General features: G+C 71.6%; 25 protein-coding genes. 7 read left to right on the forward strand and 18 right to left on the reverse strand.

The genetic code is table 11. From position 1 onward, the window contains the following. Positions 1-6: 6 nt before the first annotated feature. From Q1K33_RS02485 to Q1K33_RS02500, 4 genes are all read right to left on the reverse strand, one after another. Complete coding sequence (locus Q1K33_RS02485; RefSeq protein WP_300400204.1) at positions 7-1,722, reverse strand: DUF429 domain-containing protein; 1,716 nt, start codon at positions 1,720-1,722, stop codon at positions 7-9. A 61-nt stretch (positions 1,723-1,783) separates the two neighbouring features. After that, a complete protein-coding gene (locus Q1K33_RS02490) occupies positions 1,784-3,178 on the reverse strand; it encodes a metallophosphoesterase family protein (RefSeq protein WP_300400206.1) in 1,395 nt (464 codons plus the stop codon). 45 nt (positions 3,179-3,223) lie between these two features. Next, on the reverse strand, positions 3,224-4,114 hold the full coding sequence (locus Q1K33_RS02495; RefSeq protein WP_300400209.1) for a pseudouridine-5'-phosphate glycosidase: 891 nt from the start codon (positions 4,112-4,114) through the stop codon (positions 3,224-3,226). Between the two features lie 59 nt (positions 4,115-4,173). Beyond that, positions 4,174-5,097 (reverse strand): carbohydrate kinase family protein, encoded by a 924-nt coding sequence (locus tag Q1K33_RS02500; protein ID WP_300400211.1) that lies wholly within the window; start codon positions 5,095-5,097, stop codon positions 4,174-4,176. Between the two features lie 155 nt (positions 5,098-5,252). Between Q1K33_RS02500 and Q1K33_RS02505 the strand changes: the two genes are divergently transcribed. From Q1K33_RS02505 to Q1K33_RS02520, 4 genes are all read left to right on the forward strand, one after another. Next, entirely contained in the window at positions 5,253-6,242 is a 990-nt protein-coding gene (locus Q1K33_RS02505) for an ATP-binding cassette domain-containing protein (RefSeq protein ID WP_300400213.1), read from the forward strand. Further along, entirely contained in the window at positions 6,239-7,126 is an 888-nt protein-coding gene (locus Q1K33_RS02510) for an ABC transporter permease (RefSeq protein ID WP_300400215.1), read from the forward strand. The genes Q1K33_RS02505 and Q1K33_RS02510 overlap by 4 nt, the downstream gene beginning before the upstream one ends. Positions 7,127-7,314: 188 nt before the next feature. Next, entirely contained in the window at positions 7,315-7,869 is a 555-nt protein-coding gene (locus Q1K33_RS02515; RefSeq protein ID WP_300400217.1) for a hypothetical protein, read from the forward strand. Next, a complete protein-coding gene (locus Q1K33_RS02520; RefSeq protein ID WP_300400219.1) occupies positions 7,851-8,426 on the forward strand; it encodes a copper resistance protein CopC in 576 nt (191 codons plus the stop codon). The genes Q1K33_RS02515 and Q1K33_RS02520 overlap by 19 nt, the downstream gene beginning before the upstream one ends. Before the next feature lie 61 nt (positions 8,427-8,487). Here Q1K33_RS02520 and Q1K33_RS02525 read toward each other — a convergent pair whose 3' ends face one another. The 3 genes from Q1K33_RS02525 to Q1K33_RS02535 form a co-directional block, all read right to left on the reverse strand. Next, entirely contained in the window at positions 8,488-9,804 is a 1,317-nt protein-coding gene (locus Q1K33_RS02525) for a cytochrome P450 (RefSeq protein WP_300400223.1), read from the reverse strand. 123 nt (positions 9,805-9,927) lie between these two features. Next, complete coding sequence (gene tsaD, locus Q1K33_RS02530; RefSeq protein ID WP_300400393.1) at positions 9,928-10,947, reverse strand: tRNA (adenosine(37)-N6)-threonylcarbamoyltransferase complex transferase subunit TsaD; 1,020 nt, start codon at positions 10,945-10,947, stop codon at positions 9,928-9,930. Positions 10,948-11,047: 100 nt separating this feature from the next. Continuing rightward, complete coding sequence (locus tag Q1K33_RS02535; RefSeq protein WP_300400225.1) at positions 11,048-11,407, reverse strand: GNAT family N-acetyltransferase; 360 nt, start codon at positions 11,405-11,407, stop codon at positions 11,048-11,050. Positions 11,408-11,424: 17 nt separating this feature from the next. Here Q1K33_RS02535 and Q1K33_RS02540 point away from each other — a divergent pair, with 17 nt between their 5' ends. Further along, positions 11,425-11,706, forward strand: coding sequence for a DUF427 domain-containing protein (locus tag Q1K33_RS02540; RefSeq protein ID WP_300400228.1), 282 nt, complete (start codon positions 11,425-11,427; stop codon positions 11,704-11,706). 26 nt (positions 11,707-11,732) lie between these two features. Here the strand turns inward: Q1K33_RS02540 and Q1K33_RS02545 are convergent, their stop codons facing one another. The 6 genes from Q1K33_RS02545 to dnaB all read right to left on the reverse strand — a co-directional run bounded on the left by Q1K33_RS02545 (position 11,733) and on the right by dnaB (position 18,339). After that, positions 11,733-12,893 carry an alpha/beta hydrolase gene (locus tag Q1K33_RS02545; protein WP_300400230.1) on the reverse strand — a complete coding sequence of 387 codons (1,161 nt, stop codon included), beginning with the start codon at positions 12,891-12,893 and terminating at the stop codon, positions 11,733-11,735. 107 nt (positions 12,894-13,000) lie between these two features. Beyond that, positions 13,001-13,177: a DUF1059 domain-containing protein gene (locus Q1K33_RS02550; protein WP_300400232.1), complete on the reverse strand. Its 177-nt coding sequence runs from the start codon at positions 13,175-13,177 to the stop codon at positions 13,001-13,003. After that, positions 13,152-14,894, reverse strand: coding sequence for a HAMP domain-containing sensor histidine kinase (locus tag Q1K33_RS02555; RefSeq protein ID WP_300400234.1), 1,743 nt, complete (start codon positions 14,892-14,894; stop codon positions 13,152-13,154). The genes Q1K33_RS02550 and Q1K33_RS02555 overlap by 26 nt, the downstream gene beginning before the upstream one ends. Beyond that, positions 14,891-15,283, reverse strand: a complete 393-nt coding sequence (locus tag Q1K33_RS02560; RefSeq protein WP_300400236.1) for a response regulator — start codon at positions 15,281-15,283, stop codon at positions 14,891-14,893. Before Q1K33_RS02560 ends, Q1K33_RS02555 begins: the two co-directional genes overlap by 4 nt. A gap of 261 nt (positions 15,284-15,544) precedes the next feature. After that, entirely contained in the window at positions 15,545-16,888 is a 1,344-nt protein-coding gene (locus tag Q1K33_RS02565) for a TIGR04338 family metallohydrolase (RefSeq protein ID WP_300400238.1), read from the reverse strand. A 32-nt stretch (positions 16,889-16,920) separates the two neighbouring features. Beyond that, entirely contained in the window at positions 16,921-18,339 is a 1,419-nt protein-coding gene (gene dnaB, locus Q1K33_RS02570) for a replicative DNA helicase (protein WP_300400241.1), read from the reverse strand. 505 nt (positions 18,340-18,844) lie between these two features. Here dnaB and Q1K33_RS02575 point away from each other — a divergent pair. Next, entirely contained in the window at positions 18,845-20,194 is a 1,350-nt protein-coding gene (locus Q1K33_RS02575) for an MATE family efflux transporter (RefSeq protein WP_300400243.1), read from the forward strand. Between the two features lie 11 nt (positions 20,195-20,205). Further along, the gene (locus Q1K33_RS02580) at positions 20,206-20,787 is read left to right on the forward strand and encodes a hypothetical protein (RefSeq protein ID WP_300400246.1); all 582 of its coding nucleotides are present in this window, start codon (positions 20,206-20,208) and stop codon (positions 20,785-20,787) included. A gap of 81 nt (positions 20,788-20,868) precedes the next feature. On the opposite strand, the gene rplI is transcribed toward Q1K33_RS02580, so the two are convergent. The 5 genes from rplI to Q1K33_RS02605 form a co-directional block, all read right to left on the reverse strand. Beyond that, positions 20,869-21,315 carry a 50S ribosomal protein L9 gene (gene rplI / locus Q1K33_RS02585; protein WP_300400248.1) on the reverse strand — a complete coding sequence of 149 codons (447 nt, stop codon included), beginning with the start codon at positions 21,313-21,315 and terminating at the stop codon, positions 20,869-20,871. Between the two features lie 11 nt (positions 21,316-21,326). Further along, a complete protein-coding gene (gene rpsR / locus Q1K33_RS02590) occupies positions 21,327-21,563 on the reverse strand; it encodes a 30S ribosomal protein S18 (protein WP_300400250.1) in 237 nt (78 codons plus the stop codon). Between the two features lie 112 nt (positions 21,564-21,675). Next, complete coding sequence (locus Q1K33_RS02595) at positions 21,676-22,254, reverse strand: single-stranded DNA-binding protein (protein WP_300400252.1); 579 nt, start codon at positions 22,252-22,254, stop codon at positions 21,676-21,678. A gap of 131 nt (positions 22,255-22,385) precedes the next feature. Then, the gene (gene rpsF / locus Q1K33_RS02600) at positions 22,386-22,676 is read right to left on the reverse strand and encodes a 30S ribosomal protein S6 (protein WP_300400253.1); all 291 of its coding nucleotides are present in this window, start codon (positions 22,674-22,676) and stop codon (positions 22,386-22,388) included. 175 nt (positions 22,677-22,851) lie between these two features. Continuing rightward, entirely contained in the window at positions 22,852-24,936 is a 2,085-nt protein-coding gene (locus Q1K33_RS02605) for an FHA domain-containing protein (protein ID WP_300400256.1), read from the reverse strand. Between the last annotated feature and the right edge of the window lie 51 nt (positions 24,937-24,987).

Consider the following 24,987-nt stretch of genomic DNA (forward strand, 5'->3'; position numbering starts at 1 on the left):
CGGGGCCTATCCCGACGTGGTGCCCGGGGCCAGCCGTGCCAGCCGAGCCGCCAGCCCGTCGCGTCGGTGGGCGTTGCCGTGCAGGCCGACGAAGCGGTCGCCGTAGACCCACAGCAGCGCGTCGTCCAGGCGTCGTACGGCGCCGGCCGGGTGGCGGTAGTCCATCCGCTGGGTGACCAGCGCCTCGTCGACGGGCCGCAGGACGTCGCCCAGCTCGGCGAGCGAGGTGATGCCGAGCTCGAGGAGGAGACCGGAGATCCACCCGTAGTGCTCGGTGCGGGACCAGCCGGCCTCGGAGTACTGCCCGGCCAGGAAGGCGGCGAGCTCGCGCGGGTCGATGCGGGGGTCGTCGTCGGCGCCGGCCTGCACCTCGGGCGCGACCCCGCGCAGCCGCTCGCGGATCTGGGAGAACTCCCGGTCGGCGAGCTCGAGCAGCCCGGCGGCCAGCGCAAAGCGACGGTCGAACTCGCGGGCGTGCTCGGCCGGGACCGTGCCCTTGTAGCGGATGTCGTGCTCGAACTCCGCCCACGCGTGCTGCAGCACCGTGCGGACCTGGACCTGCGCCGCCCGGCCGCCGAGGTGCGCGAAGTCGGGGTGCGACTCGCGCGCGGCGTCCAGGGCGATCATCAGGTGCCGGCTGGCGTAGCCGAAGCGCCCCTCGTCGGCCGTCTCCTGCCCCATGTCGCGGTCATCCTGCACGATCACCTGCTCGCCGAGCAGGTCGGCGACCGCGTCCACGTCGTCCTCGACGTAGGTGATCACCCGCACGCCGAGCTGGTCGGTGATCTGGCGCAGCGGGTCGGAGTAGGCAGGCACTCCGGCGAGCATCCGCGCCGCCTTCTCGGCGAAGGAGGCCACGCCCTTGGTCCGACCCGTCACCGACAGGTAGTTGATGCCCGCCTCGTCGAGGATCCCCCGCACCAGCGCAACCGCCTCCGCACCAGCGCGGGTCAGGTCGTCGTGCGTCGCGGCGTATGTCTGCACGGCCTCACGCACGACGTCGGTGCGCGTCGGTGACGTGCCCAGGGTGGGGGTCACGATGTAGCCGCTGTCGAGGTCGCCGTACGTCGTGACCAGGTCGGGCGTGCGGTCGGCGACGAACCCGACGTAGGCGCACACGACCGCGTCCACCTGGTCCTCGACGACCCGCAGCTCGGACTTGCGCGTGGCCTTCTCGACCTGCGAGCGCAGCCCGGCCCAGGTCTCGTCGGTGACCACGATCTGCTCGACGTGGCTCATCAGCCGCAGCAGCTCGGCGCGCAGGAGGTCGAGGTCGCGGCCGGGCTTGTTCTTGTACTTGAGGATCGTGTCCAGCCCGAAGAGCACCACGGACGCGGCGTGCGGGTAGACCTCGATCGCCCGGCGGGCCCGACCCGAGCGCGGGTCGATGTCGAGGCCGAGCCGCTTGGCGACCCGAGCACCGCGGCTGCCGTTGGCGAACTCGCGCTTGCCGGTGTTGGTGGGATGGGTGCCGGCGTCGAAGCGCCGGAAGTCCTTGCTCAGCGCCTTCTCGGCCGGCCGCGACCCGGTGGCGTTCTTGACGACCAGCGGCGCGTCGATCGCGACGAGGCAGTCTCCGGCGACGTACGCCGCCAGCTCGGCGTCGATGTCGTCGTCGGTGCGCACCGCGCTGACGTGCAGCAGTCGGGCGTGCTCGTCGACGACGGCGAGCCCGGTGGGCTGCTTCTCGCCCCAGGCGAGGTCGACTCCGACGTAGTGCATGCTCCTACCCTGCCGTATGCCGCCGATGCTCCGCCGACGCGGCGCTCCCGGGTCCGGCGTCTCACCCCCGGGTGAGGGTGACGCGGTCGATGACGGTGCCGTCGGTGGCCAGGGCGGTGAGCTTCATCTTCGCCGGGCGGTCGCCGCGTCGCGGGACGACGTCGACGAAGCCGATGGAGTGCTGGTTGTCGGTGACCGCCGACCAGAGCGTGGTCTCGGGGACGCGGATCCCGCCGTCCATGGTCACGTAGGACAGCGGCGACCCGCTGGTCGGGTAGACCGCCTGGCCGGCTCCGCCGGCGGTGAGGTACGTCGTGCCCTTGCGCGAGTCGACGACGGCGCCGCGGCGTGCCTCGACGACCGGGTCACCGGCGCGCAGCGGGTGGGTGCGTTCGTAGCAGTGGTTGTGGCCGTTGACGACGAGGTCGACGGAGTACCGGTCGAAGAGCGGCTCCCACCGCGTCCGGTTGCCGCCGTCGGAGGCGTGCACGAGGTTGGTGCAGTACATGCAGTTGTGGAAGCCGACCACGATGAAGTCGATGTCGTCGCGCTTGCGCAGCCGCTTGAGCCTCCGCTCGAGCCACGCGTCCTGCTTGGCTCCGAGGTAGCCCTCGTTGCGCGCGATCTCGAAGGACGCGTCGTTGCCGTCGAGCGCGATGAAGGCGACGTTGCCGTAGACGAAGGAGTAGGTGACCGGCGCGCCCTTGACCCCGTTGCGCGGGTTGCGGAAGCGGTCGAGGTAGCCGGCGTACCCCAGCTCGCCGTTGCCCGTCTCCATCTCGTGGTTGCCGACCGTGGTCATCCACGGCACCCGCGAGGCGCTCGACTCGATCTGGCGCAGCCACCGGTCCCACGTGCGGAAGTCCTGGGTGTCGGCCCCGCCGATGCCGGTGCCGCCGCTGGAGTCGGCGTAGCAGAGGTCGCCCACCACGAAGGACAGGTCGGGCTTCATGGCGTCGATGAGCTTCACGTGCGCGGCTGCGGCAGCGTTGACGCCCATGTCACCGAAGGCGGCGAAGCGGAACCGCTCCGCCGCGGCCGGCGCGGTGGTGAAGGTGCCGGTGGTCGCCCCGGCGCCGCGGTGGGTGATCCGGTAGCGGTAGCGCGTGCCCGGCTCGAGACCCTCGACCTTGCCGTGGTGGTAGACGGTCCGCAGGTCCTTGGTGGGGCGGCTGTTGACCGGTACCCGCTGGCCCAGGCCGCGGTCGGGCCCGATCTCCAGGCGCGGCCGGTCGACCGAGCGCGGCGTGGACCACGACACCGTCATCGCGGTGCGCGCGTCGTCGCCGTACACGAGGTGGACGCCGCTCGCCCGGGCCGCCGCGGCCGCCGGCGGCACCCACAGCATCGGTGAGGCCGCGGCGAGCACCCCGGCTCCCGCGCCGCCGGCCAGGAGGTGGCGACGGCTGGTGGCGGGAGGCGCAACGGGCACGGGGGCCGCGGGGTGGTCGGTCACGCGGGGCAGGGTGACAGCGCTAGGTGGACGGGAGTTGAACCCGCCTCAACGGGCGTGGGCGACCGCGATCGCGGCACCGAAGCGGGCGTTGTCGCGCACGAGCGCGATGTTGGCGACCAGGCTGGCACCGTCGGTGAGCTCGACGATCCGCTTGAGAAGGTACGGCGTGACGTCCTTGCCGCCGATACCGAGGGCGTCCAGGTCGGCCAGCGCCTGGTCGATGACGGCGCCGATGCGGCCCGCCGAGATCTCGTCGGCGACCGGGATCGGGTTGGCCACCACGATCCCCGAGGTGAGCCCGAGCGTCCGTGCAGCCGTCATCACCGCGGCGACCTCCGCGGCCGAGTCGATGCGCGCGGGGGCGGCGTACCCGCTGCTGCGCGAGTAGAACGACGGGAACTCGTCGGAGCCGTGCACCAGCACGGGCACGCTGTTGGTCTCCAGCAGCTCCAGGGTCAGGCCGATGTCGAGGATGCTCTTCACTCCGGCGCTCACGACGGTGACCGGCGTGGTCGCCAGCTCGCCGAGGTCGGCGGAGACGTCGAAGCTCTCGGCGGCGCCACGGTGGACACCGCCCAGTCCACCCGTCACGAAGACGTCGATGCCCGCGAGCGCCGCCAGCCGCATCGTCGCGGCGACCGTGGTCGCGCCGTGGGTGCCGCGTGCCACGACGTACGGCAGGTCACGCACGCTGACCTTGGAGACGTTCGCGTCGCTGGCGAGGAGCTCGAGGTCGTCGGGGGACAGCCCGATCCGGGGTATCCCGCCGAGCACCGCGATCGTCGCCGGCACCGCACCGGCCTCGCGCACGATGGCCTCGACCTCGAGCGCCATCGCCACGTTGTCGGGGTAGGGCATGCCGTGGCTGATGATCGTGCTCTCCAGCGCGACGACCGGGCGGCCGGCGGCGAGCGCCGCGGCGACCTCGTCGGTCACGGCGAGTCCGGCAGGTCCGGCAGGTCCGGCCGGTCCAGCTGGTCCGGTTGATGGGGTGGTCACAGCAGGCTCCGGACGTTGGCATCGGTGAGGTCGGGACGGACAGTATGGCGACTGCCCACGGTCAGGGCGGCAGCCGCATGCCCGTAGCGGGCGGCCTCGGCGGGCGTCGAACCGGTGAGCACGGCGTGGCAGTACGCCGCCAGCATCGCGTCGCCGGCACCGGTGACGTCCTGCACCGCGGCCGGGAGAGAGGTCAGCTCGACGCTCGCCTCCCGGGTGCGCAGGAGCGAGCCCGCAGCTCCCGCCCGCTCCCAGAGCACAGCTACTCCGCGATCGAGCAGTGAGGCTCCGTCGAGAGCCAGCGCCTCCAGCTCCGTCGAGCCGGCCGAGAGCAGTGCGAGCGGACGTCCGTCGCCCAGCAGGTGCCCGATGGCAGCGGCCTTGGGCACGCTGACGGGATCGAGCACCACCCCCACGCCGGCCGTCACGGCCGACTCCCAGGCGGCGACGAGCACCTCGGTCGACAGGTTGCCGTCCAGCACCACCAGGTCGGCCGCGGCGATCGCGTCGCCGGCGAGCTGCACGTCGGCCTCGCCGAGGGAGGCGGTCGCCGCCATGTCCGACACGGCCGAGACCAGCTCGCCGTCGGCGTCCAGCAGGGCGACGTACGTGCCCGTGGGGGTGAGCCCCCGGCGCACGAGCTCGATGTCGACGCCCGCATCACCGGTGGCCTCGAGCACCAGGTCGCCGTGGAAGTCGGAGCCGACCACGCTCACCAGCGAGACCGTGGTGCCGAGGCGGGCGAGGTTCTCGGCGATGTTGCGGCCCACCCCGCCCGCCGTGACGGTCACCTCGCCCGGGTTGCTCGTCGCGGGCAGTGCCGTGGCCCGTGGCCTGGCGAGGACGTCGACGTTGGACCCGCCGATCACGACCACCCTCGCAGCGGCGGTCGCTCCCGCCACGCCTGTCGCACCGACCACCCCGTCAGGATATCGGGAGTCCGATCCACGTCGGATGTCGCGATGAATTCGGTTGTCGGCGGTGGTCCCTACTCTGCAACAGTGACCGCACGACCCACGACGTCCTCGATCCGCCACGCACTCACCGACGGGGATCGCTCACGGAAGGAAGCCGCATGCCCGACATGATCCAGGCCACTGGCCTGGTCAAGCGCTACAAGGAGGTCGAGGCCCTGGGTGGGCTCGACCTCGCCGTGCCGGAGGGCAAGGTGCTGGCGCTGCTGGGCCCCAACGGCGCCGGTAAGACGACCGCCGTGCGCTGCCTGGCGACCCTGCTCACCCCCGACGAGGGGACCGCCCGGATCGCCGGCGTCGACGTGGTCGCCGACCCGCAGGGCGTGCGCCGCCTGATCGGGCTCTCGGGGCAGTACGCCGCCGTCGACGAGCACCTGACCGGCTTCGAGAACCTCACCATGGTCGGGCGGCTCTACGGCTTCGACAAGGCCCGCGCGCGACAGCGCGCCCGCGACCTGCTCGAGCGGTTCGCCCTCTCCGACGCCGGCGACCGACCCTCCAAGACCTACTCCGGTGGCATGCGTCGTCGTCTGGACCTGGCCGGCGCCCTGGTCGCCGAACCACCCGTCCTGATCCTCGACGAGCCGACCACGGGGCTCGACGTCCGCAGCCGTCAGCAGATGTGGGACGTCATCCGAGAGCTGGTCTCCTCGGGCGCGACCCTGCTGCTGACGACGCAGTACCTCGAGGAGGCCGACAAGCTCGCCGACGACATCGTCGTGATCGACCACGGCAAGGCGATCGCGCGCGGCACCGCCGACGAGCTGAAGTCCCAGACCGGGGGCGAGCGGGTCGAGGTCGTGCTCGCCGACAGCAGCCAGGTCGAGGCGGCCGAGCGTGCCCTCGCGGCCGTCGCCCTGGGCGACGTCCAGGTCGAGGAGCGCACGCTCACCGCCGCCGTGACCGGCGGGGCCGGGGCCCTGCACGCCGTCCTCGGAGACCTGCAGCGCGACGAGGTCCGAGTGCTCGACATCGGGTTGCGGCGCCCCACCCTCGACGACGTGTTCCTCTCCCTCACCGGTCGCGCCACCGAGCCGGATGACGCCGCCACCGACCCGACCGACTCCCACGCCACCGAGGTGTCCGCATGACCGACCAGACCACTCGCGCCACCGCCGCCGACCCCGCGGAGTCCGCCGGTGCCCGCAGCGCGGGCGGCCCCGTCCCCCGGGGTGCCGTCAGCCAGGCGCTCACCGACGGCTGGGTCGTGGCCCAGCGCAACCTGATCAAGATCAAGCGGGTGCCCGAGGTCCTCGTCTTCGTGCTGATCAGCCCGATCATGTTCGTGCTGCTGTTCGCCTACGTCTTCGGTGCGGCGATCGACGTCCCCGGAGACATCGACTACAAGGAGTTCCTGATCGGCGGGATCTTCGCCCAGACGGTGGTCTTCGGAGCCACCTTCACCGGGGCCGGCCTCGCCGAGGACATGCAGAAGGGCATCATCGACCGGTTCCGTTCCCTGCCGATGTCGCGGGCCGCCGTGCTCGTCGGCCGCACGACCTCCGACGTCGTCTACAACGTGCTGTCGCTGGTCATCATGGCGCTCACCGGTCTCCTGGTCGGCTGGCGCGTGCGTGAGGGCTTCATCGACATGATGGCCGGCTTCCTGCTGCTCCTGCTCTTCGCCTACGCGATCAGCTGGGTGATGGCCTTCATCGGCCTGCTCGTGCCGAGCGTGGAGGTCATCAACAACGCCTCCTTCATCGTGATCATGCCGCTGACGTTCGTGTCCAACGCGTTCGTGCCGCAGGAGAGCTTCGACGGCTTCCTGCGCACGATCGTCGACTGGAACCCCGTCTCCACCCTGACCCAGGCGTGCCGCGAGCTGTTCGGCAACATCGGCCCGGGGCTGCCCGACCAGTCGGCCTGGCCGATGCAGCACCCCGTGATCTACTCCCTGGGCTGGATCGTGCTGATCCTCGCGGTCTTCGTGCCGCTCTCGGTCCGCCAGTACGGTCGCGCCACGAGTAAGTGAGCAGCGGGAGGCGACGAAGGAGCCGCCCGCGTGGCTCACGAAGGTTGAGCAAGCGACGCGACTGAGCCTGCGAAGTCGCGCGAGCGCGTCGAAACCCGGTGAGGTGTCCGCCCACCCCGTCCCCGGCGCGCCGACGGAGAGCCGCAACCCGCGCGTGCGCGCGGAGGTCGGCTCGCTACCGTGGAAACATGCGCCTGCCCCGCCCCGCCGCCACCCTCGCCGCACTCACCCTCGTCCTCGCCACGGCCGCCTGCGGCGACGACGAGACCGAAACGACGGCAGACGGCATGGACGGCATGGACATGTCGGGCATGGTGCTGAACGACCCCGATGCCACGCCCGCCGACGAGCTCGACGGCGACCTGGAGACCGGTGACTTCACGGTGCTCGACACCGCGCCCCCCGGCAGCGACGGGGTCGTCGGAGAGGCGTGGCTGGCCCAGAGCGACGACGGCACCACGGTCACGATCCGGCTGAGCGGCCTGGCGCCGGACACCGACTACGTCTCGCACCTGCACGCCCAGACGTGCGAGGAGGACAACGGCGGGCCGCACTTCAAGTTCGACCTCGAGGGCAGTGACGTGCCGCCCAACGAGATCCACCTCGGCTTCACCTCGAGCGCCGACGGCAGTGGAGAGGCCACGATCACCAGCGACGAGCAGGTCGGTGACGGCGCCCCGGCGGTCGTGGTCCACCCGGCCGACGCCATGGACAACCGGTTGGCATGCGCCGACTTCTCCTGAGGGCACTCGCCCTCCTGGCCACGATCCTGGCCGCGGTCGCGCTGGCCGCCGTGCCGGCCCGCGCGCACGGCGAGCTGGTCGACGGCTCGCCGGGGCCCGGCGACGACGTCGCCGTCGGCACGACAGTGCTGCGTCTGGAGTTCACGGCGCTCGACACGGGCGGCGCGCCCCTGGTCGCGATGCGCGGCCCGTCGGGCGACCTGCTCCCCGTAGGGCAGGCGACGTACGGCGACGAGGGGACGGTCTGTGCTCTCGCATCGCCGTTGGAGGCCGGGGTCCACGAGCTGACGTACTCGGTGATCAGCGACGACGGGGACCGGCAGACGGGCACCTACTCGTTCGAGGTCTCCGAGGCCGGCTCTCCCTCCGAGCCCGGGACGTGCGCCTCACCCACCCTGGAGGAGCCGGGACCCGAGGACGCTCGGACGATCGAGCAGAAGAGCTCGGGCACCCTGCCGGCCGGGGTTCTCTACGGGCTCGGTGGACTCGCAGTGCTGGTCGGAGGGCTCGTGGTGCTGCGGATCCGGTCGGACCGGCGCCGGCACCCGGCTGCCTGAGCCGCCCGGTGCCGCCGACGTCGTACGGCGTGCTCGGCGGAGCCCGCCGGGTGACGCTGGGTCACACGCTCGCCGAGGTGGCTGACGAGCGGTCGGCGCCGTACAGGTGCACGGGCAGCGCCTCCACGCCGTACACCGCGGAGAGCTTGCGGAAGTCGAGGTCGTCGGCCGGGGCGGTGACCGAGAGGTCGGGGAAGCGCCGGGCCAGGCCCCGCAGCGCGATCCGCAGCTCCATCCGGGCGAGCTCCGCGCCGACGCACCGGTGGATCCCGTGGCCGAACGCGAGGTGCCGCGTCGGCTCGCGGGCCGGGTCGAACGTGTCGAGGTCGTCGCCGTCGGCCGCGAGACGGGGGTCGCGGTTGGCCGCCAGCAGCGAGATGCCGACGGCGTCGCCCTCGGAGATCTGCTGGCCACCGAGCACGAGGTCGCGCTTGGCGAAGCGGAGGAAGGCGAGCTGGACGACCGTGAGGTGGCGCAGGAGCTCCTCGACCACCTTGTCGACCGAGGCGGGATCGTCGCGCAGCAGGCGAACGGCGTCCGGGCTCTCGGCGAGCAGGTAGGCACCGAGGGCGAGCATCGAGGCCGACGTCTCGTAGCCACCGAGGAAGACCCCGTCGGCGATGCCACCGAGGGTCAGGTCGTCGAGCTCGTGGCCGTGCTCCTTGAGCAGCCCGCCGATCAGTCCCTCGCCCGGCTCGTCACGCTGGGCGGCCACCGCCTTGATCAGGAAGTCGCGCGTGTGGGCCGCCGCTCCGAACATCCCCGCCCCGCCCTGGCTGAGGTCGAAGCGGGCGACCCCGAGGCTGAAGAAGCGCTCACGGTCCTCGGTCGGCAGCCCCAACAGCTCGCAGATGACCTCGAAGGGCACGGGGAAGGCGAACGCGGAGACCAGGTCGACCTCGGGTCCCGCCGCCTCCATCGCGTCGAGTCGCTCGTTGACCACCCGCTCGATCGCCGGCTCGAGACGAGCCAGGCGCCGCATCGTGAACTCGGGGGTGAGGTAGCGCCGCAGGGCGGTGTGCAGCGGCGGGTCGATCATCCCCAGCCCGCCGATCTGCTCGGAGTCGTCGCGGCCCTCCTGGGAGACGAACTGGCCGAGGTCGTTGGAGTACGACGCGCCGTCGGCCAGCGCCTCGCGCGCCTCGTCGTACCCGCTGACGAGCCAGACCTTGCGCCCGAAGAGCGTCGCGAGCTCGGAGACCGGCTCGGTGTCGCGCAGGGCCGACATCTCCGGCACCGGGTCGACCCCGTGGCGCTTGAAGGGGAGGGTCACCGCGTCGGGGAGGAAGCGCAGCTTGCGCAGGTCGAGTCCTCCGCGCATGGTGCGCTCGAGGAGGTACTTCCCCACGCGCTGCCTGAGGGCGTCGAGCATCCGCATGCGGCTATTGGATCAGATACCCGCGGTACGGCGGCATCAGGGAACCCCCCGGTGTGTCCCGGGGCGTCCCGGGGTGTGGCGCGGGGTGTGGCGCGGGGCGCCGGCTTGACGGCGAGGCACCTGCTACTCGCCGATTCGAGCCAGCTCCAACGGCACCGACGATCGAGCGCCGATCGAGGAGGACGAGGGGCGCGCCCCCTCGCGGACGAGGAGGTCCCCGATGGCCGCGATCATCGCCCCGTTGTCGGTGCACAGCCGTGGTGGCGGCACGCGCAGCTCGATGCCGGCGGCCGCGCACCGCTCCTCGGCGAGCGCGCGGATCCGGCTGTTGGCGGCGACGCCACCGACGATCACGAGGGTGTCGACGCCTTCCAGCTGGCAGGCCAGCACCGCCTTGCGGGTCACGGTGTCGGCGACCGCCTCCTGGAAGGACGCCGCGACGTCCTCGGTGCTGATCCCCGGGTCGCGAGGCGCGGCCAGGTAGCGGGCCACGGCCGACTTGAGCCCGGAGAACGAGAAGCCGAGGGCCGGGTCGCGCGAGCCCGTCAACGGCCGCGTGAAGCGTACGGCGTCCCGGTCGCCGGAGCGGGCGGCCAGGTCGACCGAGGGCCCGCCCGGGTAGGGCAGTCCGAGCAGTCGGGCCACCTTGTCGAAGGCCTCACCGGCCGCGTCGTCGAGCGTGTCGCTGAGATGGCGGATGGGGGTGCGCACCAGGTCGTCGACCGCGAGCAGGCTCGTGTGGCCGCCGCTGACGATCAGCACGATGCTGCGCTCGGGCAACGGTCCGTGCACGAGGGTGTCGGCCGCAGCGTGACCGGCGAGGTGGTGCACGCCGTACAGCGGCACGCCCAGGGCCAGCGCCGCGGCCTTGGCGGCAGCGACACCCACGTGCAGCGCGGTCGCGAGGCCGGGACCGGCGGTCACGGCGACGGCCCCGACCTCGTGCCAGGCCAGTCCGGCGTCGTCGAGGGCGGTGCGCATCGTCGGCACCATGGCCTGGACGTGGGCACGGGCCGCGATCTCGGGGACGACACCGCCGAACCGGACGTGCTCCTCGATACTGGAGGCCAGCGACTCGCCCAGCAGGACGCCGTCGCGGACGAAGCCGATCCCGGTCTCGTCGCACGACGACTCGACACCCATCACGATGGTCACGCCGCAGTCTCCCAAATCCGTGCCCGGTCGTCCCGACCGGCCCAGCAGGGCCACACGGCCCCGAGACGCCGAAGCAGCACGCCAGCGGTCAGAGCTCGAGCTCCGCGCGCCGACCGGCCGGGACCAGGTCGACGTACTCGGCGTGCTTGGCGATGAAGCCGCGCACCGCACGGCACTGGGGGTTCACCGCCAGGCCGGCGACCCGGGCCGCGTCGAGCGCCGTACGGATCATGACCGTGGCGAGGCCGCGTCCGCCGTACTCCTCCTCGACGACCGTGTGCGGGAACGTCCGCTCCACCACGTCGTCCCCGTCCGGCTCCGCGTCGACGTACTCCGCGTAGCCGGCCAGGGTCCCGTCGACGGAGATCTCGAAGCGGGAACGCTCGGGGGAGTCGACGATCGCGACCGACTCAGCAGCCGCGTCAGCGGACTCAGGGTGTTGGCTCATCCCACTAGCGTGACACCATGCGCGCAATCTGGAACGGCACCGTCATCGCCTCCTCCGACGACACCGTCGTCGTCGAGGGCAACCACTACTTCCCGGCGGACTCGGTCGACCAGGCGCTACTGCGTCCCTCGTCGACCACCAGCGTGTGTCCGTGGAAGGGCACGGCGTCGTACTACTCCGTCGAGGTGGACGGGAGGACGAACCCGGATGCTGCCTGGTTCTACCCCACACCCAAGGACGCAGCGGCCGAGATCGCCGACCGGGTGGCGTTCTGGAAGGGCATCGACGTCACCGACTGAGGGCCCGACCGCCTCGGCCGACCGACTCAGAGCCGACGCAGCCACCGCACGACGGCCCGCTGCATCTTCGGTGCGGACTTCTCCAGGGTCAGCGCGCTGCCGGAGCGCGGGTAGGTCCTGCGCGTGATCGTCGACAGCGAGGTCACCGCGACCCCACCACCCGAGGTCCGCGCGTCGGAGCCTCCGCGCAGCAGCAGCACGGGCTTCTCGACCTCGCGGTCGCCCACCGTGATCGAGGCCAGGGCTCCGGGCAGGGAGGCGACGTCGCCGCACGGCGTGGGGTTGCGTCGCTCGACCGCGGCCTTGCGCAGACTGCGGGGCGCGGTCTTGAAGAGCAGCTTGCGGAAGTCGGCCGCGGAGTCGCCGTACGGCGCGTAGGAGTCGCTCAGGCAGGTGCTGGCCTGAGCCCCGACCGCCTGCAGGGCAATCTGCGAGGGCGACGTCGTCGCGGGTGCCATCAGCACGAGCCCCTCGGCGTCGTCGAAGCGCGCTGCCTCGAGCTGGGCGATGGTCGCACCGGTGCCGTGCCCGTGCAGCACCACGTGGGAGGCGATGGGCGGATTCGAGTCCGAGCGAGCGCCGAGATGGTCGTAGCGACCGGCGAGCAGGTGCTGCACGACCTGGTGCAGCATGTGCACCTGCGCGCCGAGGCAGGTGTCGCCGCCGTCCTTCAGCGGGCTCCGGCCGTAGCCGAGGCGATCGAGCACCAGCGAGGTCTGACCCTTCTTGGCCAGCTGGGTGGCGTAGTCGTACGTCGGGTTGCGGCGCAGGTTGAAGAACCAGCCGCCGGTGCCGGCGTCGTGGACGAGCACGTTGACGGTGACGACCCGCTGGCGGCCACTGAGGACCGCCTTCGGGGCGACGAGCCGACCGCGGACCCGATGACCCTTGCCGTCGGGCAGCGGCAGGCACAGCACGGACGAGTTGTTGGTGTTGACCAGGTCGAACCTGACCCTGCTGGAGCGCACCTCGGCCGAGCGGGCCGGCCCGGGCTGGGTGCTCGGGGCCGAGGACCTCGCCGCGGCTCCCGAGGCGAGCGGTGGCGTGGCGTTCGCCGCCGTGGGTGCCACCAGCGCGGTCGCGAGCAGTGCGAAGACACTGAGCGACACCAGGACCAGGGGCAGCGACGTCTGGCGGGCACGACGTGTGGTCAGTCGGGCGAGCAGGGGTGCGATCGAGGTCTCCACGTTATTGAACGTAGGTCAACAACGCGCCGCCGCGACAGTCGGGAGCCGTGTGAGAAGGCGCACCTCGCGGCTGCCGCCCGCCTGCAGGCGGCGTCATCCGGTGGCGCTCAGGCAACCGTGATCTTGGACTCCACAGCGGCCTTGACCTCGGGGGTGACCTCGGCGATGTCGTGGTCGGCGGCCGCGTGCGCGGCGACCTGACCGAGCAGCCCATCCTGGGACTCGTCCTCGAACCGGGCGCTGCAACCAGGCATCACGTCACCGCAGGCAAGCTTGAACGTCATCGGGGGAACCTCCACTGTTGTGAGCCGCTGCCGGCTCGTTGACCGGCGCACCACGCGGCGCCCCGTCGGGACGTTGCGGGACCTTGACCCACAGGACTGCACGCTGGTCGTCCTGGTCGATGCCGAGAGTACCCCCGTGGGCGACGGTCAGCGCTCGAGCGAGGTAGAGCCCCGTCGAGACGCCGGAGTGCAGCTGGTCGGACTCGAAGGGCTCGAACATCGCCTGCAGGGTCTCGGTGGCGATCGGACCGCCCTCCCGCACGATCCGGATCTCGGCCCACGGCTCGTTCACCACGACCTCGATGCGGCGCGAGTGCGGAGACGGGGCATGGAGCGCGGCGTCCCAGAGGTCGGCGAGGACCCGGGTGAAGAGCGTCGGGTCGACGTAGAGCTCGGTGCTCGCGCCGGACCCACCGATCAGGTCGACCTCGGGGAACCGGCAGACCTCGGCGGCGGTGACGACGCGGCGGGAGACCTGCAGCCCGCCCATCGCGGCTGCGACCAGGAGCTCGACATCGACCAGCCGGTCGGCGAGCAGCGCCAGGGTCTCCTGGAGGCGACGGGCGGTCCGCAGGAAGGACCTGGACGGGAGGTCTCCCTCTGCCAGCAGCCCGGACCAGCCCATGGCGACCGTCAGCGGCGTGCGGATCTCGAAGGCGAACGCGGCGAGGAAGCGCTCGCGCTGGGCCAGTGCCTGTGCCTCGGGCCGGTTGAGCACCTGCGCCGTACCGGCACCCACGAAGGCGGTGGTCCAGCGCTTCAGGAGGGTCGGGTCGACCGACCACGTCGTGGCGACGTCGCTCAACGGGGTTCCGCCCAGCACCTCGAGCACCGCGGCTACCCGGGGATCGTCGGGCGCGGACGCGGGCTCGGCGTCGTCTCCGGGAGAGGACGGTGGGGCGTCCGCAAGACCCTCGGGCGACGGACGCCGGGCGGGCCCCTGGGCGTGCTCGTGCTTGGCAGGCGCCATCTTCCCTCCACGTCCGATCGCGCTGTGAGCTGAGACCTTAATCCTCGCGCCGTGAGCCTGTGAGGTTTTCGTCAAGAGTCCGTCGGCACCCGTCATGTGGGCGTCAAACCCTGCTGGGGCCGTCTCCGAGCGCCTCGGGCGGTTTCGCATCGGTCCAGAACTCCTGCGTCTGGAGGAGCCAGAAGACCGTGAAGAGGGCGAGCAGCAAGGTCTCCACGACGAGCAGCCACGACTCCGGGCCCGCGGAGCCACTGAGCGCGCACTGACCAGCCCGGCGACGGTCGAGGCGTTGGGTCCCACGCCCGCTCCTGCACGGGGTCCCCGGCGGCGCGTCCGGGACCAGGCGACGACCCCCACCACGACGGTGCCCAGGACCAGGAGCGCCTGGATGTTGTTGTCCACGCCCGGGACGTACGACGCCGGCACGCTGCTCCGGCCTGCGGGACCGTCGTGCGTCGCGATCGGCGTGGGGACGACCGCGATGACCGGCGCGAGCAGGCCGGCGAGGTTCAGCAGGACGTCCTCGCCCCGACGATCGCGCCCCTTGATGACGACCAGCGCGAGACCGATGGCCACCAGCGTGCCGACGAAGAGTGCGCGCACGGGGGTGTAGTAGTAGGCGCTGATCGAGCTCAGGAGGAACCCGTCGTCGACGGCCTGCAGGACGACCGCGGTCGCCAGGAGCATCGCGAGCGCGACCACCGAGAGTCGCAGGTAGCGGTAGGTCAGGACGGCCGAGGACGTCATGGGTGAACGGTGCCAGATCCCCCGTCTCCTGCGACCAGGCGCGCCACCAGGGCCGAGAGCTGCTTGGGCACGAACGGCTTCGTCATGTAGACCGTGACACCTGCGTCGAGACCCTGCTGGACCTCGGCCGGGAGGGCGCGGGCGGTGAGCATCAGGATCGGTACGTCGCGCAGGTCCGGACTCGCGCGGCACGCGCGAACGACGTCGATGCCATCCAGACCGGGCATCACCCGGTCGACGATGACGACGTCGTACGGAGCTCGTCGTACCCGTTCCCAACCCAGCGCACCGTCGGAGACCACGTCGATGAGGTGACCGTCCCTGGTGAGGATGTGCGCGATCAGTCCGGCGATGTCCGCGTCGTCCTCGAGCACCAGCACGCGCGCCACGGCCCCACCCTCACGTCAGGGTGCACCGTCGGACCAGGCTGTCGCACCCCACGCACGCGCCTGCAGGATCGGGCCCCATGCCCGACCGTCGCCCAACGTAGGGGCCGCACGATCTGGTCGGCATCGTGCGTTCGGTCGTCGGGTGATGGTCTGCTCAGGCCAGGGCGGGCTGTCCGTTCGGTCACCGGCGTCGGTCGGTGGACCCGCCGTCGCAGCGGGGAGGCTGCTGGCTCCCCTCACGGCCTCAGCCCGGATCCAGGCTCATCCATCGAGCGCCTTCGCTCCACCGGGCAGCGCGCGCCCGCTGGTGAGTCGGGCCCGCTGCCCGGCGTGACGGCCGGCCGCGGCCGCCGAGGGCACCGAGTGGGTCCGGCCCTTCCAACCCGACCAGGAGCCGCGCGCATCCGAGTTGCTCGCGTAGTAGTCGTCGACCTCGGCCCGCTTGTCGGCCAGGACCAGCGACGTGCTCGCGGCGGCGCCACCGCCGGCGTCCAGGTCACGGATCGCGTGTCGCTCCGCCGCTTCCTGAGCGGCGACCAGGCGTCGGCTGATGGCCTCGACGTAGGAGTCGTAGAAGCTCAGCCGGGCCTCGCGTGCGGTGGCGCGGACGTGCTGGGCCTTCGAGGATGACCACACCATCGAGTCCCGAAAGGCCCCTGTCGCCAGGTAGCGCGACGCGGACTCCGCCATGTGGGTGGCCAGGTTGGAGTACAGCGCCTCCACGACGTCGAGGTCCGAGGGGAATCCGTAGGGGTAGACCGACGTCGAGTTGGTGGCGATGTTGGCCTTGACGTCGTTGACGTGGGCGATGGAGAGGAACAACCGCACGAAGTGCCTGTTGCCCGCCTGACGCGGCTGCCCGATGGTGATGCGCCGGTGGATCGGCGTCTCCCGCTGCTGGCTGCGGGCCACGTGCTGTCGAGCGACGGCCAGGTCGATCGAGTAGCGAGTCGCCAACGACTGGGCCTTGGCGAAGAAGGTCGAGGCCTCCTCGGTGGTCGAGGCCCGTTCGGCCTGGGCCAGGACCTTCGAGATCTTGTCGAGCGTCGAGGAGGTGCCGGCGTTGCCGGTGGAGGTGCCGGTGGAGGTGCCGGTGGGCGCCCTGCCCGAGCCGCCGGCGATCAGGACACCCCCGTCCCACATCTGCACGCGCAGCAGGTGAGCCGCTTCGGGCGACATCACCGTCTCGTAGAGGTGGACCAGGGTCGCCGCGTAGGAGGGACCATGGGCCGGGGACGGCTGCGGATCCAGGTGGTGGGCGAGCTCGTGCAGGACGACGGTCTCCCGCATCGCCCATCCCGTGTGTCGATGACCGGGGATCGCGATCGTCGCGGCGTCCCGCTCGTAGTGGGCCTGGCGGTCGCCGCGGCGCTCGCGGACGGTCACGGGCACCGAGGCGCGCTCCATGCCGGCGACCGGCCGCAGGGCCAGCACCCGGTCGACATAGGTCTGGATGGCGGGCAGGTCACCGAACTGGCGCTCGGCCTCGACGGTGAGCGTCGATCCCTCGTGCTCGATCGTGCCGCCCTCCTTGAGGGTCGCCGCGATCGCCTGCTCCGCTCGGTACAGCGCCTGGCGCTGGCGGTCGGTGTGGGTCGGCGGCATGGTGAGGTCGGGTACGTCGGCAATGACCAGCGTCAGTGCGCCATGTCCACGAACCGGGAGTAGTGGCCCTGGAACGCCACCGTGATGTCGCGCGTCGCACCGTTGCGGTGCTTGGCCACGATCAGGTCGGCCTCGCCGGGGCGGGTCGACTCCTTCTCGTAGGCGTCGTCGCGGTGGAGCAGGATGACCATGTCCGCGTCCTGTTCGAGGCTGCCGGACTCGCGAAGATCGCTCATCATCGGCCGCTTGTCGCCGCGCTGCTCCGGACCACGGTTGAGCTGGGACAGCGCGATGATCGGGACCTCGAGCTCCTTGGCGAGCAGCTTGATCTGCCGGGAGAACTCCGAGACCTCGAGCTGGCGCGACTCGACCTTGCGGCCCGAGGTCATCAGCTGCATGTAGTCGATGACGATGAGCTGCAGGTCGTGGCGCTGCTTGAGCCGGCGCGCCTTCGCCCGGATCTCCATCATCGTCATGTTGGGGCTGTCGTCGATGAACATCGGCGCCCCGGAGACCTTGCCCATGTGACGGGCCAGCTTGTCCCAGTCGGCGGAGTCCATCTTGCCGTTGCGGATGTGGTTGAGCGGCACCTTGGCCTCGGCCGACAGCAGCCGCATCGAGATCTCCGAGCGCGTCATCTCGAGGCTGAAGAAGACGCTGGTCAGGTTGTTGGCGATCGAGGCCGCCCGGCAGAAGTCGAGAGCCAGTGTCGACTTGCCCATGGCAGGACGTGCCGCCACGATGATCATCTGACCCGAGTGCAGACCGTTGGTCAGGTCGTCGAGGTCGGCGAACCCGGTGGGTACGCCGTACAGCCCGGCCTCGCGATTCTCGATCGCCTCGATCTCGTCGAGGACCTTGTCCATGATGTCGCTGAGCGGGGCGTAGTCCTCGGCCGCGCGGCGGTCGGTGATCTGGTAGACCTCGGCCTGGGCCCGGTCGACGATGTCGTCGACCTGACCCTCCCCCGCGTAGCCGTACTGGGCGATCTTCGTGCCGGCGTCGACGAGGCGGCGCAGGATCGCCTTCTCCCGGACGATCTGGGCGTAGTACTCGGCGTTGGAGGCGATCGGGACGTTGGCGGCCAGCGTGTGCAGGTAGGGAGCACCACCGATCTTGGCCAGCTCACCGCGGCGCTGGAGCTCGGCCGCCACGGTGATCATGTCGACCGGCTCACCGCGGCCGAAGAGGTCGATGATCGCGTCGTGGATCGTCTCGTGCATCGGCCGGTAGAAGTCGTTGCCGCGCAGCACCTCGGAGACCTCGGCGATGGCGTCCTTGGAGATCAGCATCGAGCCGATCACCGACTGCTCGGCCGCCATGTCCTGCGGAGGCGTCCGGTCACCCGCCGAGCGCGGTGCCTCGCCCGGGGCATAGGCCGCGGGGCCGTCGCCCCAGTCGTCGAACGGAGGCTCGGGAGCAACGGTGCGGTCGGAGTCGGTGACGCTCACGGGCTCGCTTCCGGAGGGCTGGGGAACAGGTGCTGTGCGGTGCTGACGGCCACGCTAGGCGGGGGCGCCGACATCGCCGGTGGAACTGGTGGGTAGCGCGAACGTACGCGGCCACGGTCGCCGGCGACACCGGCCTATCCACAGGCCCTGTGGATAACTGGGACGGACCCGTGGACGACACGCGATTCGCTGTGCACAGCCTGGGGAACAACCTGTGCACAACTTGGGGGATGGTCCGGCTAACCCGCCCCTGACCTGCAACGATCCTGATCGGAGGGTGTGGAGCAGAAACTCTTGACGAGAGTTTTCGTTCACCGCGTGTCCACCTCGGCGTGTCCTGGACGTTTGTCGACAAACCCACCCGAGGGAGCCGCTATCCACAGCACGTGGGGCACCTGTGCACGAGCGGCCCAACCCCTGCCGAACCCCTGCCACACCCCTGCCCACCCCTGCCCAGCGCCCGCCCGGGCCCTGTCCGGCACCGACGACCGCCTAGGTTCGACCCGTGCGCCACCCTGCGAGCGACCAGGCGAAGGCCCAGGACCGGGCCATCGTCCGACTCGCCGTGCCCGCCTTCCTCGCCCTCGTCGCCGAGCCCCTGTTCCTGCTGGCCGACGCGGCGGTGGTCGGTCGCCTCGGCACACCCCAGCTGGCCGGCCTCGGGATCGCCGCCGTGGTCCTCCAGACGCTCGTCGGCGTGTGCGTGTTCCTGGCCTACGGCACCACGGCGGGGGTCGCCCGCAGGCTCGGAGCCGGCAACCTGCGCGGTGCCCTGACCCAGGGGATCGACGGCCTGTGGCTGGCCGTCCTGCTCGGCGTGGTCCTCACCCCGCTCGGATGGTTGCTCACCGAACCGCTCGTCGGCGCGTTCGGCGCCACCTCCGAGGTGACCGGGTACGCCGCCGACTACCTGCGCGTCGCCGTGCTCGGCATCACCCCGCTGCTGCTCATGCTCGCCGCCACCGGCGTGCTGCGCGGCCTGCAGGACACCCGCACCCCCCTCGTCGTGGCCGTCGTCGGCAACCTGCTCAACATCGCCCTCAACATCGGCCTCGTGTACGGCGCCGGGCTCGGCATCGCCGGGTCCGCCCTCGGCTCGGTGATCGCCCAGGCGCTCTCGGCCCTCGCGCTGGTCGCCGTGGTCGTCCGGGCGGCCCGGCGCGAGGGCTCGTCCCTGCGCCCCGACGCCCGGGGCGTCCGCGCCGCGGGTCGTGCGGGCCTTCCGCTGGTCGTGCGCACCCTGACCCTGCGCGCCGCGCTGCTCGTCACGACGTACGCCGTGAGCCTGGGCGCCGCCGGAGGCGCCACGGAGATCGCCACCCACCAGCTGGCGATGACGCTGTGGGGCTTCCTGGCATTCGTGCTGGACGCCATCGCGATCGCCGCCCAGGCGCTGACCGGACGGATGCTGGGTGCTGGCGACCGCGCAGGGGCGCGCGCCGCGACGCGCCGGATGGTGCAGTGGGGGGTCGTCAGCGGGGTTGTCACGGGTGTCGGGATCGCGGCCTCGAGCCCGTTCCTCGGAGCCCTGTTCACCGCCGACGAGGCCGTACGCTCCCTGCTCGTCCCGGTGCTGCTCGTCGCCGGACTCGGCCAGCCCGCCGCGGGCATCGTGTTCGTGCTCGACGGCGTGCTCATCGGCGCCGGCGACGGCGCCTACCTCGCCTGGGCGGGCCTCGCCGTGCTCGTCGTCTACGCGCCGGTCGTGCTGCTCGTGGCCGCGCTCGGGGGCGGCCTGGTGGCGCTCTGGGTCGTCTTCGTCGGGCTCTTCATGGGTGGGCGCCTGGTCACGTTGGTACGTCGTGAGCGCGGCGAGGCCTGGTTGGTCACCGGCGCCGACGGCGCAACTGCGTAGAGTCCACCCGCGTGAAGCCCCTGCAGACGGTCGCCATGGGCTACGTCATCATCGCCTTGCAGGCGCTCCAGGGGGTCCGGCTCGACCCGGACGGGGATCCGGTCGCCGGCAGCGGCTACGACCTCTTCCCGGACCCGATCGGCTGGCTCCTCGTCGTGCTGGGCGTCGGGCTGCTCCCGGCGGGCCTGGCCGGCGGTGCCCTGCGCATCAGTGGCCTGCTGGCGCTGCTCGTGGCCAGCGCCCTGTGGTTCCCCGCCGTGGCCGAGCGGGTCGCTGCGGAGGACCCTTCGCTCGGTTGGGCCGCGAGCCTGCCGGCCCTCGCGTTCGGCGGGCTGCTGTTCTACCGGCTCGCCGACGCCGCTCGACGCGCGGGCGAGCGCACGCCGATGACGGTGCTGCAGGGACTGGTCACGCTCACCGCGCTGGTCGCCGTCCTTCCGGTCCTCGTCTTCGGAGCCGGTTGGGACGGCCTCGCCGACCTCGCCGCGGGCTCCGGGCAGCTGCTCAACCTCGCCGCGATCGCGGTGCTCTTCACCTACTCCGCGCGCCCGTGGGCCGGGGCCGTGGAGAAGGACGCCCCGGCAGGCTCCTGAGCCGGCGCCCCAGCTCCGAAATCGCGAGCGCGGCCGCCCCCCGAGGGGGACGGCCGCGTCGATGGTGCTGGAGCAGTCGCGTCAGGCTGGGATGACGTTGAGGGCCACGGAGGCCGAGACGTCGTCGTGCAGCTTGACGGCAACCGTGTGGGCGCCGAGCGACTTGATCGGGTTGGTCACCACGATCGTGCGCTTGTCGACCGACTCGCCGGCCGCCTCGGCGAGCGCCTCGGCGATGTCGGAGACGGTGACCGCGCCGAAGAGACGACCCTCGGCGCCCGCGCGCACGCGGACGTCGACCTGGGCCGACTGCAGCTTGGCGGCCAGCTCGGCGGCGTGGTCGTGGTCGCGCACCGAGCGCGACGAACGAGCAGCCTTGATCGAGTCGACCTGCTTCTGGCCGCCCTTGGTCCACAGCACGGCAACGCCGCGGGGGACCAGGTAGTTGCGGCCGTAGCCGTTCTTGACCTCGACGACGTCGCCGGCAGAGCCGAGTCCGTCGACTTCCTGGGTGAGGATGAGCTTCATGTCGACCCCTCTCAGCGACCGGTGGAGGTGTACGGGAGGAGGGCGACCTCGCGAGCGTTCTTGACCGCGATGGCGACGTCCCGCTGGTGCTGGACGCAGTTGCCGGTCACGCGACGCGCGCGGATCTTGCCTCGGTCGGAGATGAACTTGCGGAGCAGGCCGGTGTCCTTGTAGTCGACGCCGGTCGCCTTCTCCTTACAGAACTGGCAAACCTTCTTCTTGGGCTTGCGCAACACTGCCTTGGCCATTGTGGTGCTTCCTCTCTCGAAGCCCGGCCCTGCAGAGCAGGGACGGAATGGTGGTCGGATGTGCGATGGATGTTTCGTGCTGTGCTGCTGGATCAGCGCGTCGGGACGAGCCTTAGAACGGGGGCTCTTCCGAGCCCACGCCGGGTGCTCCCCACGGGTCGGCGGCGGGGCGTGAGGCCCCTCCACCGGACGGGGCGCCGCCACCGGGAGCCGGGGTGGCCCACGGGTCGTCGGCCTGCTGGCCGCCGCCCTGACCGCCTTGGCCGCCCTGGCTGCCGCCGTAGCCGCCGCCTCCCTGGCCGCCGCCATAGCCCCCGCCGCCGGAACGGCTCGCGCGGGCCACCTTGGCGGTGGCGTACTTCAGGGACGGGCCGACCTCTTCGACCTCGAGCTCGACGACGGTGCGCTTCTCACCCTCGCGCGTCTCGTACTGGCGCTGCTTGAGCCGCCCCTGCACGACGACGCGCATCCCCTTCTGCAGCGACTCGGCGACGTTCTCGGCGGCCTGACGCCACACGGCGCAGGACAGGAACAGCGCGTCGCCGTCCTTCCACTCGTTGGTCTGCCGGTCGAAGGTGCGGGGCGTCGAGGCGATCCGGAAGTTGGCCACCGCGGCACCCGAGGGGGTGAAGCGGAGCTCCGGGTCGTCGACGAGGTTGCCCACGACGGTGATGACGGTCTCGCCTGCCATGTCAGGTCTCCCTAGGAATCGTTGCGTGATCCAGTGATGTCGGTGTGCCACTCATCGTGACGTGGAGCACCGACAGGGGAAAGTGCTTCTCCACAGGTTGCCTACCGGCTCCCCCGGAGAAAGCCCTCCGCTCAGTGAGCGTCGGGACGCAGCACCTTCGTGCGCAGGATCGACTCGTTCAGCGTGAGCTGGCGGTCGAACTCCTTGACCGTGGCGGGCTCGGCCTGCAGGTTGATGACGGCGTAGATGCCCTCGGCGTTCTTCTTGATCTCGTAGGACAGGCGACGCCGGCCCCACACCTCGACCTTGTCGACGGTCCCGCCGTCGGTACGGATGACGTTGAGGTACTTGTCGAGCGACGGCTCGACGGTGCGCTCTTCGAGACCGGGGTCGAGGATGACCATGACTTCGTAGGCACGCAAGCGTCCCACCTCCTCTGGACTCAGCGGCCACGGTCTCTCCGTGGCAGGAGGGCTTTGCGTTGGTGATGCTCCTCGTCGGCGGGGACCCATCGGTGGGACCGCACGACAAGGACAGGGAAGAGTAGCAGCGCGGGGCCGAGCCGGCTAAATCCAGCCCGCCGCCGAGAGCCGGGCGCTACTGGTAGGCCAGCGGGTTGTCCACGACCGCCTCGGCGTCCTCGCCGACCACGAACACCCCGTTGATCCCCGGCACCCCGTCCGGCGCCTCGAACGGCACGTAGATGCAGGTCTGCTCCGAGCCGAAGCTCCACGTGTCCTGCAGCGACCCGATCACCTCGGTGCCGTCCAGGGAGTAGAGCGTCACCCCGATCGGCGTCCCGTCGGGCACCCCGGTGACGACGTACTCGGCGTACAGCAGGGCCCCCGGCACCACGGACATCCGCTGCGGGGTCTGGACGCTGCTGCTCCCGGCACAGCTGCCCTCCTCGCCGTCCCCGACCCAGCCCGCGGAGGCGAAGCCGACGTCGGAGGGGAGGTCGTCGGTCTCGGGCAGCTCGTCGACGTACGGCGAGACGTAGTCGAGGTCGCCGCCGGCGCGGGCGACCTCGAGGATGTCGGAGGCCAGGTCGACCGGGCGCAGCAGCGCCGAGCCCGACGTGATCGCGCCGGCGCTGTCGGAGTTGGCGGTAATCACCGCGGTGTTGATCCCCACGATCTCCCCGTCGTCGTTGATCGAGGGACCGCCGGAGTTGCCCGACCCGAGCCGCACGTCGGAGTCGATGAAGCCGCGCTCGGTGCCGATGACGGGGTCCGCCTGGAAGGTCGAGACCACTCCGGTGGTGACGGTGAGTGGCTTGCTCAGCTGCTCGGTGACGTTGCCGATCGCCGGGTAGCCCAGCGCCGTGATCGAGTCGCCGGTGCGCAGGTCGCTGCTGGTCCCGATCGGGAGCGGCTCGGGCAGCTCGAGCTCGTCGGTGTCGACGGTGTTGCCGTCGGCGTCGCCGGTGATCTGGAGCACCGCGAGGTCGAGGTAGCCGTCGGCCACGATCGCCTCGGCCCGGAACTCCGGCTCTGCCGCCACGTCGTCGGAGCCGGACGTCACCGAGACCAGCAGGTACGCCGGGTCCCCGACCTCGACGGCCCCCTGGCCGGGGGCGGTCGGCTTGCCGACGTGGGCGTTCGTCAGGATCAGGCCGTCGGAGCTGATGATGCTGCCCGAGCCCGTGTAGACCGGCTCGCCGGTGTCGTCGATCGCCGTCAGGAACACCGCGGCGGCCTTGGCACGGTCGAGCTCGGCGGTGCTCAGCCCGGCGACCTCGGTCGACTCGTCGCCCGAGAAGAGACCGACCGCCGCGACCGTGCCACCCACCGCGAGCAGCACGGCAAGGACAGCGCCTCCGACGAGCACGGCCCCGCGACGGCGCTTGCGGCGCTGGATCGCGGCCACCGCCTGACCCGCTGCGACCACCGGGACGACCTCGATCTCGTAGCCGGCCGTGGGGTGGCCCAGGCTGATCTCGGTGGGTTCCTCGATGATCAGCGTCGAGATCCGCTCGCCGTCGACGAACGAGCCTCCCGTGGAATGGTCCGACCAGCGCCAGCCGTCGGGACCGGGCTCGAGGACGGCGTGCAGCCGCGAGACGGCGCTGTCGTCCGCCACGACCTCCAGGCCCGGGTCTCGTCCGATCCGGACCGGCGCGTTGCCGCCGAAGCGCAGGTCCGAGCCGAGGCGTCGCCGGACGAGCAGGCCGGGGTGCGCCGGCGCGGCCGGCGCTCCGGGGGCTCCGGGGGGAGTGCCGGGCGGCATCGGGGGGATCCCGGTGATGATCGTGGTGTCCATCGAGGGCGGGCCGGAGACGCCGGGCGGGTGCGTGGGCGGGTGCGGGGGCGGGCCACCCGGCCCTGCGGGTCCGGCGGGCATGGCCGGCTGTCCGACGGGTGGGGCAGGAGGGGTGGGCGGGGCCGGCGCCGTCACGGTCACGGTGACGCTGAAGCCGCGCCCCTGGTCGCCGAAGCCGACGACGGTCGTGCCGGTCAGGTCGGCACGCTGGATCCGCTGGCCGTTGACCCACGTGCCGAGCGAGCTGCCGAGGTCCACGACCTCCCAGCCCTCCCCCAGAGCGCGCAGCTCGGCGTGCGCCCGCGACACGGTCGCGTCGTCGGTGACGATGTCGCAGCCGGGGTCGCGTCCGATGCGGAACACCCGAGCGGTCTCGGCGCTCCAGGTGCGCATGGCCGACTGGATGCGGATGCTGCTCATGAGGGTCCTCCGTGACGGGTGCGCGGACGGCGTAGGGCTGCACCGGCGAGC

The organism is Nocardioides sp. (assembly GCF_029937575.1).
Taxonomy (GTDB): Bacteria; Actinomycetota; Actinomycetes; order Propionibacteriales; family Nocardioidaceae; genus Nocardioides.